Origin of the sequence: Burkholderia sp. Bp8991, from assembly GCF_003853795.1 — a bacterium.
Classification (GTDB): domain Bacteria; phylum Pseudomonadota; class Gammaproteobacteria; order Burkholderiales; family Burkholderiaceae; genus Burkholderia.
Window position 1 is genome coordinate 37,555 of sequence record NZ_QTQJ01000020.1, and the last position, 18,080, is coordinate 55,634.

Below are 18,080 nucleotides of genomic sequence, written 5' to 3' on the forward strand. Positions count from 1 at the left end.
CGCGCGCGTCGACGCGCGCGGCCGGCCCGATGCCATGGACAGGAAATTCGATTACGCAGGATTGCTGATCGCGGCGGGCTTCTTCGTGCTGTTCGCCGCGCAGTTGCTGATGCTGCGTCCGGCGTCGACGATGATCGCGTACAGCGACTTCCACCGGCTCGTCGCCGCGCGGCTCGTCGACGATCTCGAGATCGGACCGGCGACGATCACGGGCACGCTGACGATGCCGCAGGCCGGCACGCTGCTGCCGGCGTCCGAAGTCGCGGCCGTGAAGTCGGACGGCACGCCGCCGCGCTTCAGCACCAACCGCGTGACCGACCCGCAGCTGATCGACACGCTGACCGCCGCCGGCATCCGGTTTCACGGCGCGTCCGACACCGGCTGGATCGCGTCGCTCGCGTCGTGGCTGGTGCCGCTCGTCGCGTTCGTGTTCATCTGGAACCTGATGCTGCGCAAGCGTGGCGGGCTGCAGGATTTCACCGGGATGGGCAAGAGCCGCGCACGCGTGTACGTGCAGCAGGAAACCGGCATCACGTTCGACGACATCGCGGGCATCGACGAAGCGAAGGCCGAGCTGCAGCAGCTCGTCGCGTTCCTGCGCAACCCCGATCGCTACCAGCGGCTCGGCGGCAAGATCCCGAAGGGCGTGCTCGTCGTCGGCGCGCCCGGCACCGGCAAGACGCTGCTCGCGCGCGCGGTGGCCGGCGAGGCGGCCGTGCCGTTCTTCTCGATCAGCGGCTCGGCGTTCGTCGAGATGTTCGTCGGTGTTGGCGCCGCGCGCGTGCGCGACCTGTTCGAGCAGGCGCAGCAGAAGGCGCCGTGCATCGTGTTCGTCGACGAGCTCGACGCGCTCGGCAAGGTGCGCGGCGTCGGTCCGATGTCGGGCAACGACGAGCGCGAGCAGACGCTCAACCAGCTGCTCGTCGAGATGGACGGATTCCAGGCCGGCTCCGGCGTGATCATCATGGCCGCGACCAACCGGCCGGAGATTCTCGATCCCGCGCTGCTGCGCCCGGGCCGCTTCGACCGTCACATCGCGATCGACCGGCCCGACGTGAACGGCCGCCGCCAGATTCTCGGCGTGCACGTGAAGCGCGTGAAGCTCGCGGCCGAGGTCGATCTCGGCGAACTCGCGTCGCGCACGCCGGGCTTCGTCGGCGCCGATCTCGCGAACGTCGTCAACGAAGCCGCGCTGCATGCGGCGGAACTCGGCAAGCCGGCGATCGGGATGGACGACTTCGACGAGGCGATCGACCGCGCGCTGACGGGCCTCGAGCGCAAGAGCCGCGTGATGAACGCGCAGGAGAAGCTGACGATCGCCTATCACGAAGCCGGCCATGCGCTCGTCGCGGAAAGCCGCGCGCATTGCGATCCGGTGAAGAAGGTGTCGATCATTCCGCGCGGCGTGGCCGCGCTCGGCTACACGCAACAGGTGCCGACGGAGGATCGCTACGTCCTGCGCCGCAGCGAGCTGCTCGATCGGATCGATGCACTGCTCGGCGGGCGCGTCGCGGAAGAACTCGTGTTCGGCGACGTGTCGACGGGCGCGCAGAACGACCTCGAACGCGCGACCGCGATGGCGCGCCACATGGTCATGCAATACGGGATGAGCGAGAAGATCGGGCTCGTCAGCGTCGACGACGGCGAAACGCGCACCGGCATCCCGGGCGCATGGCATGCGGGCGAGGGCCGCTGCAGCGAGCACACCGCACGGATGATCGACGACGAGGTGCATACGCTGTTGACCGACGCGCATGCGCGCGTCGCGGCAACGCTCGGCGAACGCCGCGATGCGCTGGAGCGCATCGCGCGACGGCTGCTCGAGCGCGAAGTGCTCGAACGCGACGCGTTGCAGGCGCTGATCGACGGGCGCGAGGCGCCGGTCGCCGAATCTTCCCTGACCGATCGCGGGCCATGCACGAGTGCGAATGCGCCGGAGCAAGCGTCGGCGATCGAGCGCGATTTCGTCGCATACGGGCCGCCGCGCGAACCCGAACGCTGAAGCGCGGACCGCTCGCGCAGCCGGCGGGCGGCCATGATCGCGCCGCGCCTTCGCTGCAATTCGCACTTGCCGGCACGCCGTTGCGCTGGCGTTCTCTTTCCCTTTTTCGAGTCATGGAGTCGCCATGAGCGAGGCACACGTATCGGTGGATGTCGCGCAGCATGCGCGTTTCAGTTTCGAAGTCACGTTTGCCGGCACCGAGCTTTCGCCGGTGCTCACCGACGAGCCGCCGCCGCTCGGTGCCGGCCGCGGCCCGAACCCGGTCCGGCTGCTGGCCGCGGCGGTCGCGAGCTGCCTCGCGGCGAGCCTGTTGTTCGCGCTCGAGAAACAGCGCGTCGATCCGCAGCCGGTCACCGCGCATATCGACGTCGACATGGTGCAGAACGATGCGGGCAGGGTGCGCGTCGGCGCGATGGCCGTGACGCTGTCGGTCGGCAAGGCATGGGCCGATCTCGCGGCGGCGACGCGCATGCTCGACCGGTTCGATGCGTATTGCGTGGTGACCGAGAGCATGCGCGAAGGCATTCCGATCGCGGTGGCGGTGCAGGACGTGAACGGTGCGGTGCTCGACCGCGAGACGACCGGCGTGTAAGCGAGGGCAGGACCCGGCGCGTCAGGACACGGTCGCGGCGGCGACTTCCGCGGCCTCGGCGAGCGCCTCGAGAAAGCGCGTACGCCACCAGTGCACGTCGGTCTTGCGCACGATCGCCATCAGCGCGTCGTGACGCTGGCGGCGTTCGTCGAGCGGCATCGTGAGCGCGCGCTGGATCGCCTGCGCGGTGCCCTGCGTGTCGTACGGATTGACGAGCAGCGCAGGCTTCAGCTGCTCGGCCGCGCCCGCGAAACGCGACAGCACGAGCACGCCCGGGTCGGCCTCGTCCTGCGCGGCGAGAAACTCCTTCGCGACCAGGTTCATCCCGTCGCGCAGCGGCGTGACGAGCGCGACGCGGCTCGCGCGGTAGAGGCCCGGCAAGCGCTTGCGCGCGACCGTGCGGTGGATGTAGCGCATCGGCATCCACTCGAGTTCGCCGTAATCGCCGTTGATCGCGCCGCACAGGCTGTCCATCTCGCGCCGCAGGTCGTCGTACGCGCCGAGATCCTCGCGGCTCGGCGCGGCGATCTGGATCAGCGTCGCGCGGTCGCGGTTCTCCGGATACTGTTCGAGCAGCTGAAGGAACGCGTGCACGCGCTGCGGCAGCCCCTTCGTATAGTCGAGCCGGTCGACGCCGACGAGCAGCTGGCGGCGCGAATACTCGTCGCGCATCCGCTCGAACATGTCGATGCCGTCGCGATTCTCCGCGAGCGCCGTGAACTCGTCGACGTTGATGCCGATCGGAAACGCACCGGCCGACAACGTGCGGCCGAACGCGCGCAGGCGGCCGTCCGGCAGCCGCGCGGCGCCGGCTTCCGCCTCGACGTAGTGCTCGAAGTGAAGCAGGTCCGATTCGGTCTGGAAGCCGACGAGATCGTAGGCGAACAGCGAGCGCATCAGCCACTCGTGCTCCGGGATCGCGGCCATGATCGGCGGCGGCGGCATCGGAATGTGCAGGAAGAAACCGATCGGGTTCGTGCAGCCCGTCGCGCGCAGCTCGGCGGCGAGCGGAATCAGCTGATAGTCGTGGACCCAGACGATATCGTCGGGGCGCAGCAGCGTGCTCAGCTTGCGCGCGAACAGCTGGTTCACGCGCCGGTATCCGTCCGCGAAGCGGCGGTCGAACTGTGCGAGATCGAGGCGGTAGTGGAACACCGGCCACAGCACGTTGTTCGAGTAGCCGAGGTAGTACGCGTCGTAATCCTGCGGATCGAGATCGATCGTCGCGAGCTGGATGCCGCCGACGTTCTGGATCTGCACGTCTTCGCCGTGCGCGGGATGGTCGCCGTCGCCGCGCAGCCTGCCGCTCCACCCGAACCAGACGCCGCCCGATTCCTGCAGGCTGTCTTTCACGGCCACGGCAAGCCCGCCTGCCGCGGCCTTACGGGGATCTGCAATACGATTGGATACGACGACGAGTCGGCTCACCAGCTCTCCTGCGAATGGTTGGGGAAGGTTCGTGCGGCCAGGGCGTGAGGCGGACGCCGCCATCGACGCGTGGCGCGATGGGGCCGCGATACGAGCGGACGGGAATCAGGGCGCGCGATTCGCCGTCCGAACGTGGAGTGCTTTTTTTAGGATACTCGTCATTCGGCTGATTTAAAAGTGCATGACCGGGCTCAATGATCCTGGCTATCGGTCCGATGCAGTGCGATGCGCGGCGTTCCGCGCGTTCGACCGGCAGGACCGGAAATTGCGTGGCGCTGCAGCGGCCGTGTGCGCAACGGAAGGTGGAGGGCCGGAGAAGGGCGAGCGAAGGCGAGGGCGATCGATCGTGTTCGGTCACGCCGGCGCGGTCGATCGCGACGGTTTCGATCGACGCAGGCTGGCTGCGCCGATCGATCATGGCGGGCGTTGGCGACGCGCGGGACGCGTGGCGCGAACGCACCGGCGCGCGATCAGAACGTCGTGCGCAGGCCGGCCATCACGCTGCGGCCGCCTTCCGGCGCGAAGCCGCGCACGACCGAGGTCGCATAGCGGATCTCCTGGTTCGTCAGGTTGTCGCCGCGCAGGTACGCGAGCCAGTGCGTCGCGCCGACACGGAACTTGTACGTCAGCATCACGCCAAGCGACGTGTAGCCGTCCGTCGGAAAGTCGTTGTCGGGCACACGATGCTGCGACCACGCGTGCGTGACCTGCGCGCGTGCGCCGAACGGGCCGTAGCCGTAGTCGGCCGCGAGCGTCGCGCGCAGCGGCGCGATCCGCGGCAGCGGCTGGCCGGTGTCGACGTTGCGCGCATGCGTGTAGTCGGCGGTCAGTTCCAGGTCGACCGTATGGCCGCGCTGCGCGAACGCGCGCCATTTGCCGTCGAGTTCGACGCCATAGAACTCGGCGCGCACGCCGCGATAGATTGCTTCGTTGAGCGTATCACCGGCGCCGGGCGCGACCGGTTCGCCGTCGCCGTTCACGACGCGGCCCGTGTTGTACTCGGTCAGGTAGTTCGAGAAGCGGTTGTAGAACACGCCGACGCTGCCGCGGTTCGGGCCGCTCGCGTAGCGCAGCGACAGGTCGGTCGACACGGCCTTTTCCTTCGACGCGTTCGGGTTGCCGATCAGGAACTGGCCGGTCGCATCGTGCGGGCCGTTCGAGTACAGCTCGTAGAAGGTCGGCGCGCGCTCCGTGTAGGCGACGTTCGCCGCGACCGACCACATGGGCGTCAGCGAGAACAGCGCGCCGGCCGAGACGCTGCCGGCATTGAAGTCGCGCGGCTGCGCGAGCGCGAATTTCTCGACGCCGGCCGGATCGGGATCGACCTTCACGTGCTCGAAGCGCCCGCCGACGCTCAGCTTCAGCGCCGGGACGACCTGCCATTCCTCGAGACCGAACAGCGCGACGCTGTTCGTGCGCGTCGACGGCACGAGCGTTTCGTCGCCGAGCGCCGAGAACGTGTTCTGGCCGAACTGCACGCCGATCGCGCCTTCGAACGGGCCGATCCTGCGATGCCGCGCCTCGATGCGCGCTTCGTAGCCGCGGTTGCGGAAGGTGGTGGCGGTCTCGCCGTTGTCGACTTCCTTGTGGCGATAGTCGGTGTACGCGAAGTCGAACTTCAGCTTCGTGAACGGGCCGCTCAGGTTGCGTATCTCGGACGCGAACGCGAGCCGTTCCTGGCGCATCCGCAGGCGCACGTCGTCCTCGGCGACGGAGCCGTAGTTCGACTCGTAGCCGCTGTACGACAGGCCCGCGAAACCGTCGGCCCACGTGTACGACGCGCCGAGCGCGCCGCCATGCACGCGGCCGTCGCTGTTCGGCACGTTGCCGTACGGTTGCGGCGTATCGGGATCGTCGATCGCGCGTTGCTGGCTGCTGCGTGCGTAGCCGGGAATCCGCAGCTTGCTCGTTTCACGGTCGAACGCGTCGACATGGAACGCGAAGCGGCCGTTGCCGCCTTCGACCTGCGCCGCGCCCGCGCGCACCGAGTTCGCGCCGCCGTAGCGCGCGTCGAGCGCGCCCGTCACGCCTTCGATCGCTTCGCGCGGAATCCGGTTGTCGATCGTGTTGACGACGCCGCCGACCGCGTTGCCGCCGTACAGCAGCGCGGCCGGACCGCGCACGATCTCGACGCGCTCGATCGACAGCGGATCCTGCGGCACCGCGTGGTCGTACGACAGCGACGACGCGTCGTAGGCGGCGACGCCGTTCTGCAGCAGCCGGATCCGGTCGCCGTCCATCCCGCGGATGATCGGGCGGCCGACCATCGGCCCGTAGGTGGTGGTCGACACGCCGGGCAGGCCGTTGAGCGTCTCGCCGAGCGAATCGGCCTGGCGGCGCGTCAGCGCATCGCCGGACAGTTGCGCGGTCGGCGCGATCAGCTCGGTGTCGCCGAGCGGGTTCGCGGTCACGAAGATCGGCGCGAGCGGTGTGGTCTGTGGCGGCGAAGACGGGGCGGGCGTCTCGGCCTGCGCGTGCGCGACGGCGGCGAACAGCATCAGCGAAACGGGCGAGAGCGGGCGAAGCGGTAGACGAGGGAGGTCGCGCATGGTCGGTGAATCGGTTGGTATCGGATCGGAAAGCGAGCCATGCGGGTCAAGGCTGGATACGATATATTGTTGCATTTGCGGCGCGTAATGACCCGGTTGGATTGGACTCGGCGTAGCCCGGCCACCCGGATGAGCGAGTTTCAGGTGGACGAGGTCGCGAAATGATATGTTATATCATTTCGAATTCCAAGCGAAACGGCGGCATGCCGCAGGGTTTCCGACAAGCTGCGGAAACGGCGGCGAAAGCAGAGCCGGGCCGTCAAACCCGCGCCGGCACCGGTGGCGCACGCAATAGGTCTCGCGATGAATCCGCCACCGTCGCGCGCGTTTCCCGCTCCGTTGATACGCATCAAGTCGTTCCGGTTTCGAGCCCGGATACTGGCCCGGTCATCGACCAGACAGGAGCGACGCATGACTCAAACCATGAAGGCCGCGGTGGTCCACGCGTTCGGCGAACCGTTGCGCATCGAGGAGGTGCCGGTCCCGACGCCGGGCCCGGGCCAGATCCTCGTCAACATCAAGGCTTCGGGCGTCTGCCACACCGACCTGCACGCAGCCGACGGCGACTGGCCCGTGAAGCCGACGCTGCCGTTCATTCCCGGCCACGAAGGCGTGGGCGTCGTCGCGGCGGTCGGGGCGGGTGTCACGCACGTGCGCGAGGGAGACCGCGTCGGCGTGCCGTGGCTCTATACGGCATGCGGTCACTGCGAGTACTGCCACACCGGCTGGGAAACCCTTTGCCACGGGCAGCAGAACACCGGCTATTCGGTCAACGGCAGCTATGCGGAATACGTGCTGGCCGATCCCGACTACGTCGGCCATCTGCCCGCGCAGGTCGCGTTCGACGAGATCGCGCCGATCCTGTGCGCGGGCGTGACCGTCTACAAGGGCATCCGCGTCACCGACACGCGTCCGGGCCAGTGGCTCGCGATTTCGGGCATCGGCGGGCTTGGCCACGTGGCCGTGCAGTACGCGCGCGCGATGGGCCTGCACGTCGCGGCGATCGACGTGTCTCCCGCCAAACTCGCACTCGCGCGCGAACTGGGCGCCGAGCTGACGATCGATGCGTCGGCCGACGATCCGGCGAAGGTGATCCAGAAGGAGATCGGCGGCGCGCATGGCGTGCTGGTGACGGCCGTGTCGCGCAGCGCGTTCGCGCAGGCGCTCGGGATGGTGCGGCGCGGCGGCACGGTGGCGCTCAACGGCTTGCCGCCCGGCGATTTCCCGCTGCCGATCTTCTCGACGGTGCTGAACGGCATCACGGTGCGCGGCTCGATCGTCGGCACGCGGCGCGACCTGCAGGAATCGCTCGACTTCGCGGCGGACGGGCTGGTGCGCGCGCATATCCATCGCGACCGGCTCGGCAACATCAACGACATATTCGCGCGGCTGCGCGAAGGGAAAGTCGACGGTCGCATCGTGCTGACCGACATGCATTGACGCGCATTCGGGAGCGCTGCCGCGACGCAACGGACGTCGCGGCGGCGCTATGCTCACCCGCGCATCACGGCGCGAAGAACACGTCGGTGCGGTTCGTCAGGTTGCCTGCGTTGGTCTGGACGAAGAACGGATGGAAAGACGACGACGGCAGCACGTCGAGCCCCTGGTAATCGCCGATGAAGAAGCCCTCCGCATTCGGCGCGAGCTTCATGTCGAACGGGCCGCCGACGCGCCGCTCGTCCGCGAACGTGGTGCCGTTGTCGTGCGAGATCTTGCGCCAGAACCCGGTCGGCAGCGTCGTCGTATTGCCGGCCAGCAGGTCGCGGAAATCATAGTGGGTGACCATCACCGAGCCGGCATTGTCGACGCGCACCGACGGATTGAACGCGGGACGCCCGGTCGGCGTGTTCACTTGCAGCGGCGCGCTCCAGCTCGCGCCGCCGTCCTTCGACGTCGATAGCGCGATCTCGTCGTAGTTGCCGCCGTTGAAGCGGCTGTCCTGCCATACGACGTAGAGCTGCCCCGACGCCGGATCGATCGCCGGTTCCGGAATGATGTCGCCGGTGCGTACCGGTTCGCCGGTGTTCGGATCGGTCACGCCGACCGTCTGCAGCCCGGCGATCACCTGCGGTTTCGTCCAGGTCGCGCCGTCGTCGGTCGACTTGACGAACGCGACCTTGCCGGCCGCCTTGTTGAACGGCGGCTGGATCAGGTCGAAGAAGTCGTAGAGCGTGCCGGTCTTCGGATCGACGACGATCTGGTTGCCGATCGTCTGCTGGCGCGACGGCACGTTGACGATCACCTTCGCACGGCTCCACGTCTTGCCGCCGTCGACCGTCTTCGAGAAGAACGTCGGCCCGCGGTATGCCTGCGTGTGCAGGTTCGCATACGGGTTGCCGTTCGGCAGTTCGAGGCGGTCCCACACCGCGTAGGCCGTGCCGGCCTTCACCGGGTTCGCCGTCACCGATTCCTTGTCGTTGAAGAACTGCGTCGTCGGTTCGTCGTTCGCGATCAGCAAGGCCGGACTGCTCCATGTCTGTCCGCCGTCGGTCGACACCGAGGCCGCGACCGCGTTGCTGTTGTTCGACTGGTTGAACGAGATCGATACCGAATACGCGGTGCCGTCCGGACCGAACGACACCCACGGATCGGACGCGCGCTCGTACTTGAGCCCGCCCGGCGCGCAGGCGCTGAACGGCTGCGGCGTGCGCGCCCAGGTCGCGCCGCCGTCGAACGTGTAGCCCGCGACGAGCCCGTGGGCGCCGCCGTTCGACCAGCGGTCCTGCTGCCACACGCCGATCATGTTGGTCGGGTTCGCGGGGTTGACCGACAGCCACGGTTCGACCTCGGCGTTCACGTAGTTCGTGCCGGGGCCGCCGATGGTGCAGGCGGCGAACGGGCTCGGGCCGGACACGACCACGGGATCGGCATGCGCGGCCGCGGCGGCGGCCATCGCCACGGCCATCGCGGCGGACAGGCGGGTGAGGCTGGGGACAAGCGAGTGGGACACGATCGTGCGTCGCATGGACTGCTCCTCGTTGACGTGCGGCGGCGATGGCGCGGCACGGCGGCACGACGCGCACCGGTACGCGCGGCAATGAATGCCGTGCCATGCGTCGGATCGTGTCGTTCAGGAAGCCGCCGCGGTCATCGCAATCCGCGTGTGCTGGATGCCGCCAGCACGTCGGTCAAGACACCTCTTCGTTTTCATTGCTTGTCGGGTGCGTCCAGGGTTGCGGACGCAACGGGAAGGCCAGGCCGTGCAGACGACGAATGCGTCGAAGTGGATTGCAATGTAGGCGATCGATATGCGGCGCGGCAGGCAATTTTTTGTAACAGTACGTAGCCGGAAAGCGTTGCCGAAGCAATGCCGCCGAAATGCAAAATTTGCCGCCTGAAAGTTCGGAAACCGAATTGAAAGCGCGAATCGAAAGCACGAATCGAAATCGCTATCGATTACGCGGATTCGTGCCCATGCGGCGCGCCGCCGGCACGGTTCAGCGCTCGGCCGGAAAGCGGTCCTGCAATGCGTGCAGCCAGCGCGCGACGACGTCGAGTTCGGCGTCGGAAAAGCCGTCGCACAGCTTGCCGTTCAGCTCGCGCAGCGCCACGCGCGCGCGCTTGAGCGCCGCGTGTCCTTCGTCGGTCAGGAACAGTCGCGTTGCGCGCCCGTCGTCCGAATCGGCGTGACGCGCAAGCAGGCCGGCCTTCGCCATCCGGTCGGCGAGCCCCGTCATCGCGGACGGCGCCAGTTGCAGCGCCGCGCCGACTTCGCCGATCAGCGCGCCGTCCTGCCTCGCGAGGCAGAACAGCACGCCGGCCTGCGCGGCGCTCGCGCGCGCATCGGTCTCGGCCTTGCGGTCGACCCAGCGCTGCACGCGCCGCTGGCCGATGGTCAACAGGAAAAACAGTCGTCGGTCTTCGCTCAAGCTCGGTTCCCGGCTGCAATGGAAAGGGACGGGCGACCCGCATCGCGCGGCGCGTCGAGCGCCTGCGCGAGCCAGTCGGCGACCGCGGGCCACAGCACCGTGCCTGGCCGGCTGCGGAAGAAGCCCATGTGTCCGACCGGCCCGCTGCCCGCGGCGTGCGGATCGATCTGGCGGCGTTCGACGGCCGCCCGGGTCAGGTAGCTTACCAGCAGGTCGATCGCGGTCGGGTTCGCCCACGGATCGTCGTCGAAGCCGAGCACGAGGATCGGCAGCTGCTGCTTCGAGAAGCGCTCGGCTGCGCCGAGCGTCGGATCGTCGAAGAAGTAGCGCGGCAGCGTGGTCCAGCGGCTCCATTCGCGGAACACGCCGGCCGGGAGGTCCTCGCCGAGGCCGAGCCGCTTGCCGGGCACGTAGCCGAGCAGCGCGGACGCGAGCGGGCCGAGCACGCGCAGGATCAGCCGCACCTTCAGCCGCTCGGCCGCGCGGGCGATCAGCCGCGTGCTGCCCGCGTGCGCGGCGACGAGCACGGCCGCGCGCAGGTGCGCGGTGCCGGCCGACAGCCCGATCGCATGGCCGCCGACGCTATGCCCGACCGCCAGCAGCGGCAGCCCGTCGTGCGTAGCGCGCGCCCACGCGATTGCGGCGCCGACGTCGAGTTCGACCCAGTCGCGCATGCGGGCCTGCAGCGCGCTCAGCCGCGCGGGCCGCGACGCGCCGATGCCGCGATAGTTGTAGGTGAGCGCCGCGAAGCCGCGTTCGGTCAGGAAGCGCGCGAAGCCCGCGTAGAGCCGCTCCGGCACGGCGGTGGCCGGATGGATCAAGACCAGCGCGCGCGGCGGCGCGTCCGGCGACCACAGCGTGCCGCGCAGCGTGTAGCCGTCGGCGGCGGAAAACTCGATGGGTTCTGACGTCATGGCCGTCCATGTTCCGGGTAGGTATTTCGTATGCGAAATATAGTTCGCCATGTATTTCGCGTGCGAAATATCTGTCGAGGGATCATTCGAACGGCGTTCCACGAAGCCCGGTGAGCGGGGTCGCTGCGCGGCGATCTTTCCATAAAACATTTGCATATTTGCATAGCAGAATATTGCGTTTGTCTCATGAAGCGGATCGCCGTATCTTCACCAGTTCCATCCCGTCCGCCAGCCGTCGCGCCAGGCGGACCCAGGGGCGACGCCGTCGCGCGGCCGCCCGCCAACCTCCGGGGAGATCACGTTGTTGAGCCGAATCGTCACGGCGCTGCTGCTCGCGCTCGCCGCGCAGCCGGGCATCGCGAAAGACACCGTCACGCTGCGCGTCGGTGAACAGAACTACTTCAACATCCAGGCATCGATGGAGGCGTCCGGCGTGTTGAAGGACCTGCCTTATACGATCGAGTGGAAGCACTTCCAGGCCGCCGCGCCCGTCGCCGAAAGCCTGAACGGCAACGCGATCGACGTCGGCTTCCTCGGCGATTCCGCGCTGCTCACGCTGGCCGCGCGCGGCGCGCCGGTGAAAGTCGTCGCGGTGTCGCGGCAGAGCCTCGACGGCGTCGCGATCCTCGTGCCGAAGAACTCGCCGGTGCGCACCGTCGCCGACCTGCAGGGCAAGACGATTGCGGTCTGGCGCGGTGCGTGGAGCCAGCAGCTCGTGCTGCGCGCGCTCGAACACGATGGCCTGCGCGCGGATTCCGTCAAGTACGCGTACCTGATGCCGATCGATGCGACCAACGCGCTCGCGAACGGCTCGGTCGACGCCGTGTCGCTGTGGGAGCCGTTCGTCAGCACGCTCGCGCTGCGGCAGGGCGCCCGTCCCGTGACGACCGCGCAGGGCCTGATGCCCGCGCTCAGCTTCGTCGCCGCGAACGAGCAGGCGGCCACGGCCAGGCGCGCGGAGATCACCGATTTCCTGAAGCGCGTGGTGGCGGCACGCCAGTGGGTCGACAGTCATCCGCGCGAGTACGCGGACCTGTGGGCGAAGCGCGCGAAGCTGGAGCCGGACGTCGCGTACCGCTGGCTCAACAACGCGCACCAGCGCGTGGGCCCGGTCGACGACACGGCCGCGAAGGATGCGCAGAACACCGCCGACTTCCTGCACAAGGCCGGCGTGATTCCGGTCGCGTACGACACGGCGAAGCTGCTCGACCGCTCGTATGCGGGCGCGTTCGCGGCGCCCGCGCAGAAGACGGCCGCCGCGCAGTGAGCGTGCTGCAGCACGCAGCCATTTCCGATCGACGACAAGAAGGACCATCGACATGCCCGTCGACATCATCGGCATGATCACCGCGACGCCCGGTGCGGAGGTCGACGTACCCGGCGGGGCCGCCGTCCAGCCCGACTACGTGCGGCGCTTCGCGCAGGCGCACGAAGCCGCCGGCTTCGACCAGATCCTGGTCGGCCATTTCAGCAACGCGGCGGACGGCTTCATCGTCGCGTCGTTCGCGGCCGCCGCGACCGAACATATTCGCATCCTGCTCGCGCACCGGCCGGGCGTGATCGTGCCATCGGCCGCCGCGCGGCAGATCGCGACGCTCGACGTGTTCAGCGGCGGCCGGCTCGCATTGAACGTCGTGTCGGGCGGCGACGATGCCGATCTTCAGCGCGACGGCGATTTCGTGCCGCACGACGCGCGCTACCGCCGCACCGGCGAATATCTCGACGTGCTGAAACGCATCTGGCTGGCCGACACGCCGGTCGATCACGACGGCGAGTTCTATCGGCTGCATGGTGCGTCGCCGGTCGTGAAAGGCGCGCAGCAGCCGCACGTGCCGATCTATTTCGGCGGTTCGTCGCCGGCCGCGCTGGCCGTGGCCGGGCAGCACGCGGATGTCTACATGACGTGGGGCGAGCCGCTCGCGGCCGTGCGCGAGCAGATCGCGCGCGTGCGGGCCGCGGCAGTGCCGTTCGGACGCGCGCCGCGCATCAGCGTGTCGTTCCGGCCGATCGTCGCGCACACCGAAGCCGCCGCGTGGGAGAAGGCCGAGGCGATCCGCGCGCGCGTGCGCGCGGCGCGGCTCGCGAACGGCCAGCCGATCGACGGCCATGCGCCGCAGAACGCAGGCTCGCAACGCCTGATGGCCGCGGCCGGGCAGGGCGACGTGCTCGACGAGCGGTTGTGGATGGGCGTCGCGAACCTGACCGGCGCGCGCTGGAATTCGACCGCGCTCGTCGGCACGCCGGAACAGGTCGCGCGTGCACTCGGTGCGTATTACGAGCTCGGCGTATCGACGTTCCTGATTCGCGGTTTCGATCCGCTCGACGATGCGCTGGATTACGGACGCAAGCTGATTCCTGCGATCCACGCGCACATCGCGGAACTCGACCACCATCGCGATCGCGCGGCGCTGACGGCGTAGGAAACGACGGCCCGCCCACGTCGATTCGCCCCGGCCTCTTCTTTAAGGGATGCCGGGGCGATTTCATTTGCTGCGCGACCGATGCGCAGCTCGCTGTGCCGACGCACCGACACATCGACACATCGAATCAAAACGACGGCAATCCCGGCGGATTCGTCTCCGCGCGCGCGACCGCCTCGCTCTGCAATCCCCAGCGCGCCAGCGCCTGCCCGTAGCGGCCGTTGTCGATCAGCGCGTTCGTCGCGAGCGTCAGCGCCGGCGCGAGCCCGCTGCCGCGGCGCGTCGCGATCGCGACGTCCGCGTTCGCGGGCCAGCCCGCGTTGACGACGCCGACCCGCCGGATCTTGCCGTCGCGCGCGGCTTCGTACGCGAGCGACGCGTTCGGATTCAGCTCGGCATCGGCGCGGCCCGACAGCAGCGCGACGCGTGCCGCCGCATCGTCGTCGAAATAGAGCAGTTCGGTCGGCTTCAGCCCTTGCGCGACGTTGCGCCGGCTCCACTCGAGCAGGATGCGCTCCTGGCTCGTCCCCGCGCCCGTGATGACGCGCAGGCCGGCGACGTCCTTCGGTTCGGCGATCTTCGCGATCGGGCTCGCGGTGCGCACGTAGAAGCCGTGCAGCCCGAGCCGGTAGGTCGTGAAGTCGTATTTCTCCTTGCGCTTCTCGGTCACGCCGACGTTCGAGATCACCGCGTCGTACTTGCCCGACGTGAGCCCGAGCGGCCAGTCGGCCCATGCGATCGGCACCAGCACCAGCGTGCGGCCGAGCGCGTCGGCGACGAGCTGCGCATAGTCGGGATCGGCGCCGACCACGGTGCGTGCGTCGGTCGCATAGGTCGATACCGGTGGCGCGTGCGGCGAGATCGCGACCGTGAAGGCCCCGTCGCGTACCCAGCGGTAGTTGCTTGCCGCGCGAATCGCCGCATCGTCGCGCGCTGCGCGGATCCGGCCGGCCTGGCGCGGATCGAGGTCCGCCGTCGCGGCGGCGGCCTCGGCCTCGGCCGCGTGCCACCGGAGGCCGGCGGCGGCGGCCAGCGTGGCGGTGATGAACTGGCGTCGGTCGATCATCGTCGGTTGCCTCGCAGGTCGTGGGCGGCGTGCATCAGAGCACCCGTGACAGGAACGCGCGTGTGCGCGGATGGGCCGGCGCGTCGAGCACGACGGCGGGCGGCCCCGACTCGACGATGCGGCCGCGCTCCATGAACAGCACGTTGTCCGCGACTTCGCGCGCGAAGCCGATCTCGTGCGTGACGATCACGAGCGTGGTGCCCGAGCGTGCGAGCTCCTTGATCACGTCGAGCACTTCGTTGACCAGTTCGGGATCGAGCGCCGACGTCGGCTCGTCGAACAGCAGCACCTTCGGGCGCAACGCGAGCGCGCGCGCGATCGCGACGCGCTGCTGCTGGCCGCCGGACAGCTGGCGCGGGTACGCATCGGCTTTATCGGCGAGGCCGACGCGCGCGAGCAGCGTGCGCGCGGTGCGTTCGGCGGCCTCGCGCGTGACGCCGCCGACGGCGACCGGCGCCTCGATCAGGTTCTCGAGCACCGTCAGGTGCGGAAACAGGTTGAAGTTCTGGAACACCATGCCGACCGCCGTGCGGCGCTTCAGCACGTCGCGCTCCTTCAACTCGTGCAGCACGTCGCCGTCGCGCCGATAGCCGATCAGCTCGCCGTCGATGTCGATGAAGCCGTCGTCGACGCGCTCGAGATGGTTGATGGTGCGCAGCAGTGTCGACTTGCCCGAACCGGACGGCCCGACGATCACCGTCACGCTGCCGCGCGGTGCGACGAACGACACGTTGTCGAGCACGCGCTGCATGCCGAACTGCTTCGATACGTTGTGCACGGCGACTTCGCCGCCGGTGCGCGGCACCGGAGCGGCCGCGGCGTCATCGTGGGCCGCCGCGCCGGTTGCCGTTGCGTTGCGCGCCGCCGCGTGCCGCCACAGCGCACTGACGCGCGCCAGCACGAACGTCAGCGCCGACGGCGGCGGGTTGCGCAGCGCGCCGCGCGCATAGTGGCGCTCGACCTGTACCTGGATCGCGGACAGCACGGTCAGGATGATCAGGTACCAGACGGTCGCGACCATCAGCAGCGGAATCACTTCGAGATTGCGGCGATAGATCACCTGCACCGTGTAGAACAGCTCGGGCATCGCGAGCACGTAGACCATCGACGTGCCTTTCGCGAGCGAGATCAGGTCGTTGAACGCGGTCGGCAGGATCGCGCGCATCGCCTGCGGCAGCACGATCCGCGTGGTTTGGCGGCCGCGCGGCAGGCCGAGCGCGGCGGCCGCTTCGAGCTGCCCCTGGTCGACCGCGAGAATGCCGCCGCGAATCACTTCCGCGGAAAACGCCGCGTGGTTCAGCGAGAGGCCGAGCACGGCCGCGAGGAACGGGCTGATCAGGTCGGTGGTCGGCGTGTCGAACCACACGATGTCGGTGAACGGCACGCCGAGCCGCACGTGTTCGTACAGGTAGCCGAGGTTGTTGAGGATCAGCAGCAGCACGATCAGCGGAATCGACCGGAACAGCCACACGAAGGTCCATGCGCTCGCCGCGAGCAGACGGGAGCGCGACAGCCGCGCCAGCGCGACGAACCCGCCGAGCGCGAAGCCGAACACCGCGCCGAGCAGCGTCAGCACCAGCGTGCGCGCGAGCCCGGACAGCACCGGCGGCGACAGGAACCACTCGGCGAACACCGGCCAGCCCCATTGCGGGTTGCCGAGGATCGAATACAGCACGAGTGCGATCAGCACGAGCGCGAGCACGGTGCCGACGGTGCGCGACCGGTGCCGGGCCGGCACGATCCGCAGGTGCGTGCCGGCGTCGCGGGCGCGGGAGGGGGAGAGCGGCGGCACTGCGCCGCCGAGATGGGTCGTGTCGCTCATGTCGGTGAGGGTCCTCGATCGAGTTGGCCGGAAGCGCCGCGCGAGGCGGCGCGTCGGCGTCATGCGTGCGCTTCGGCCGCGTCGTCCTGTTGCTGCACCGCGCCGGGCGCCGCATGGCGGCTCGCCTTGCGCGGCAGGCCGAGGTGGTCGCGCAGCGTGCTGCCCGGCAGGTCGCGGCTATAACGGCCGCGCGCCTCGAGTACCGGAATCACGAGGTCGATGAAGTCGTCGACGCCCTGCGCCTGTACCGGGAAGCCGAGGATGAAGCCGTCGCCGGCACCGGCGTCGTGCCAGCGGATCAGCTCGTCGGCGACGTGCTCGGCCGTGCCGATGAAGTTCGGGCGCGTCGTCGCGACGGCGAGCGCCGTCTCGCGCAGCGTGAGGTGCTTGCGCTTCGCATCGGCCTTGATCCGGTCGGTGGTCGAGCGGAAGCTGTTGCGGCCGATGTCGCCGAGCTCGGGGAACGGTGCATCGAGCGCGTACTGCGTGAAATCGTGGTGATCGAAATAGCGGCCGAGATACGCGAGCGCTTCGTCGATCGTCAGCAGGTCGCGGATCGCCTGGTATTTGTCTTCCGCCTCGGCGGCCGTGCGGCCGACGATCGGCCCGATGCCCGGGAAGATCTTCACGTCGCCGGGCTGCCGCCCGTGCTCGACCGCGCTTTGCTTCACGCGCCGCGTGAACGCGGCCGTTTCGTCGAGCGACGGCGAGTGCGTGAACACGGCGTCCGCGTACTTGCCCGCGAGCCCGATGCCGGTGTCGGACGAGCCGGCCTGGAAGATCACCGGCTGCCCCTGCGGCGAGCGCTGGATGTTCAGCGGGCCGGCAACCTGGAAGAAGCGGCCGTGGTGATCGAGCGTGTGGAGCTTGTCGCGATCGAAGAAGCGACCGGTCGCGCGATCGCGCACGAACGCGTCGTCGTCCCAGCTATCCCACAGCCCCTGCACGACCTCGAGGTATTCGTCGGCGATCTCGTAGCGCAGTTCGTGATCGGGATGCGCCTTGCCGAAATTCTTCGCGGTGCCTTCGAGCGGCGTCGTCACGACGTTCCAGCCCGCGCGCCCGCCGCTGATCGTGTCGAGCGACGCGAGCTGGCGCGCGACCGTGAACGGCTCGCTGTACGACGTCGAGATCGTGCCCGCGAGGCCGATCTTCTTCGTCGCGACCGCGAGCGCCGACAGCACGGTGAGCGGCTCGAAGCGGTTCAGGAAGTGCGGGATCGACTTCTCGTTGATGTAGAGGCCGTCCGCGACGAACGCGAACGCGATGCCGGCGGCTTCCGCCTTGCGCGCGATGCCGATCGCGAAGTCGAGGTTGATGCTCGCGTCCGGCGGGTTGCTCGGGTGCCGCCATGCGTTCATGTGGCTGCCTGCGCCTTGCAGCATCAGGCCGAAGGGAATCGATCGTCGGGTCGTCAT

At 68.8% G+C, this 18,080-nt stretch carries 13 protein-coding genes; 5 read left to right on the forward strand and 8 right to left on the reverse strand.

Annotation, left to right across the window (positions count from 1 at the left end; translation table 11 throughout):
- The first annotated feature begins 34 nt into the window (after nucleotides 1-34).
- Nucleotides 35-2,002, forward strand: coding sequence for an ATP-dependent zinc metalloprotease FtsH (ftsH, locus tag DIE02_RS22360; RefSeq protein ID WP_124484733.1), 1,968 nt, complete (start codon nucleotides 35-37; stop codon nucleotides 2,000-2,002).
- Between the two features lie 124 nt (nucleotides 2,003-2,126).
- Nucleotides 2,127-2,594 carry an OsmC family protein gene (locus DIE02_RS22365; protein ID WP_044844593.1) on the forward strand — a complete coding sequence of 156 codons (468 nt, stop codon included), beginning with the start codon at nucleotides 2,127-2,129 and terminating at the stop codon, nucleotides 2,592-2,594.
- Nucleotides 2,595-2,615: 21 nt separating this feature from the next.
- On the opposite strand, the gene otsA is transcribed toward DIE02_RS22365, so the two are convergent.
- Nucleotides 2,616-4,022 (reverse strand): alpha,alpha-trehalose-phosphate synthase (UDP-forming), encoded by a 1,407-nt coding sequence (gene otsA / locus DIE02_RS22370; RefSeq protein ID WP_124529777.1) that lies wholly within the window; start codon nucleotides 4,020-4,022, stop codon nucleotides 2,616-2,618.
- Nucleotides 4,023-4,492: 470 nt separating this feature from the next.
- Nucleotides 4,493-6,571 (reverse strand): TonB-dependent receptor, encoded by a 2,079-nt coding sequence (locus tag DIE02_RS22375; RefSeq protein WP_260427226.1) that lies wholly within the window; start codon nucleotides 6,569-6,571, stop codon nucleotides 4,493-4,495.
- Nucleotides 6,572-6,982: 411 nt separating this feature from the next.
- On the opposite strand from DIE02_RS22375, the gene adhP reads away from it, so the two are divergent.
- Nucleotides 6,983-8,011 carry an alcohol dehydrogenase AdhP gene (gene adhP / locus DIE02_RS22380; RefSeq protein ID WP_124484734.1) on the forward strand — a complete coding sequence of 343 codons (1,029 nt, stop codon included), beginning with the start codon at nucleotides 6,983-6,985 and terminating at the stop codon, nucleotides 8,009-8,011.
- Nucleotides 8,012-8,075: 64 nt separating this feature from the next.
- On the opposite strand, the gene DIE02_RS22385 is transcribed toward adhP, so the two are convergent.
- From DIE02_RS22385 to DIE02_RS22400, 3 genes are all read right to left on the reverse strand, one after another.
- Nucleotides 8,076-9,536, reverse strand: a complete 1,461-nt coding sequence (locus DIE02_RS22385) for a sialidase family protein (RefSeq protein WP_124484735.1) — start codon at nucleotides 9,534-9,536, stop codon at nucleotides 8,076-8,078.
- A 472-nt stretch (nucleotides 9,537-10,008) separates the two neighbouring features.
- On the reverse strand, nucleotides 10,009-10,440 hold the full coding sequence (locus DIE02_RS22395; protein WP_124484736.1) for a MarR family winged helix-turn-helix transcriptional regulator: 432 nt from the start codon (nucleotides 10,438-10,440) through the stop codon (nucleotides 10,009-10,011).
- Nucleotides 10,437-11,354 carry a serine aminopeptidase domain-containing protein gene (locus tag DIE02_RS22400; protein ID WP_124484737.1) on the reverse strand — a complete coding sequence of 306 codons (918 nt, stop codon included), beginning with the start codon at nucleotides 11,352-11,354 and terminating at the stop codon, nucleotides 10,437-10,439. The genes DIE02_RS22395 and DIE02_RS22400 overlap by 4 nt, the downstream gene beginning before the upstream one ends.
- Nucleotides 11,355-11,655: 301 nt before the next feature.
- On the opposite strand from DIE02_RS22400, the gene DIE02_RS22405 reads away from it, so the two are divergent.
- Nucleotides 11,656-12,621: an ABC transporter substrate-binding protein gene (locus tag DIE02_RS22405; RefSeq protein ID WP_044844585.1), complete on the forward strand. Its 966-nt coding sequence runs from the start codon at nucleotides 11,656-11,658 to the stop codon at nucleotides 12,619-12,621.
- Nucleotides 12,622-12,673: 52 nt separating this feature from the next.
- Entirely contained in the window at nucleotides 12,674-13,774 is a 1,101-nt protein-coding gene (locus DIE02_RS22410) for an LLM class flavin-dependent oxidoreductase (protein ID WP_124484738.1), read from the forward strand.
- 127 nt (nucleotides 13,775-13,901) lie between these two features.
- On the opposite strand, the gene DIE02_RS22415 is transcribed toward DIE02_RS22410, so the two are convergent.
- Genes DIE02_RS22415 through DIE02_RS22425 form a run of 3 tightly spaced genes read right to left on the reverse strand, consistent with a single transcriptional unit; the run spans nucleotide 13,902 to nucleotide 18,080 of the window.
- Nucleotides 13,902-14,840, reverse strand: coding sequence for an ABC transporter substrate-binding protein (locus DIE02_RS22415; protein ID WP_124484739.1), 939 nt, complete (start codon nucleotides 14,838-14,840; stop codon nucleotides 13,902-13,904).
- Nucleotides 14,841-14,874: 34 nt separating this feature from the next.
- Entirely contained in the window at nucleotides 14,875-16,662 is a 1,788-nt protein-coding gene (locus DIE02_RS36355) for an amino acid ABC transporter permease/ATP-binding protein (RefSeq protein ID WP_124484740.1), read from the reverse strand.
- 59 nt (nucleotides 16,663-16,721) lie between these two features.
- Nucleotides 16,722-18,080: an LLM class flavin-dependent oxidoreductase gene (locus DIE02_RS22425; protein ID WP_124484741.1), complete on the reverse strand. Its 1,359-nt coding sequence runs from the start codon at nucleotides 18,078-18,080 to the stop codon at nucleotides 16,722-16,724.

Bases quoted from the DNA above. Each gene is read 5' to 3' on its own strand.
- ftsH (WP_124484733.1), top strand. From the start codon at position 35: ATGGACAGGAAATTCGATTACGCAGGATTGCTGATCGCGGCGGGCTTC.
- DIE02_RS22365 (WP_044844593.1), top strand. From the start codon at position 2,127: ATGAGCGAGGCACACGTATCGGTGGATGTCGCGCAGCATGCGCGTTTC.
- DIE02_RS22375 (WP_260427226.1), bottom strand. From the start codon at position 6,571: ATGCGCGACCTCCCTCGTCTACCGCTTCGCCCGCTCTCGCCCGTTTCG.
- adhP (WP_124484734.1), top strand. From the start codon at position 6,983: ATGACTCAAACCATGAAGGCCGCGGTGGTCCACGCGTTCGGCGAACCG.
- DIE02_RS22385 (WP_124484735.1), bottom strand. From the start codon at position 9,536: ATGCGACGCACGATCGTGTCCCACTCGCTTGTCCCCAGCCTCACCCGC.
- DIE02_RS22400 (WP_124484737.1), bottom strand. From the start codon at position 11,354: ATGACGTCAGAACCCATCGAGTTTTCCGCCGCCGACGGCTACACGCTG.
- DIE02_RS22410 (WP_124484738.1), top strand. From the start codon at position 12,674: ATGCCCGTCGACATCATCGGCATGATCACCGCGACGCCCGGTGCGGAG.
- DIE02_RS22415 (WP_124484739.1), bottom strand. From the start codon at position 14,840: ATGATCGACCGACGCCAGTTCATCACCGCCACGCTGGCCGCCGCCGCC.
- DIE02_RS36355 (WP_124484740.1), bottom strand. From the start codon at position 16,662: ATGAGCGACACGACCCATCTCGGCGGCGCAGTGCCGCCGCTCTCCCCC.
- DIE02_RS22425 (WP_124484741.1), bottom strand. From the start codon at position 18,080: ATGACGACCCGACGATCGATTCCCTTCGGCCTGATGCTGCAAGGCGCA.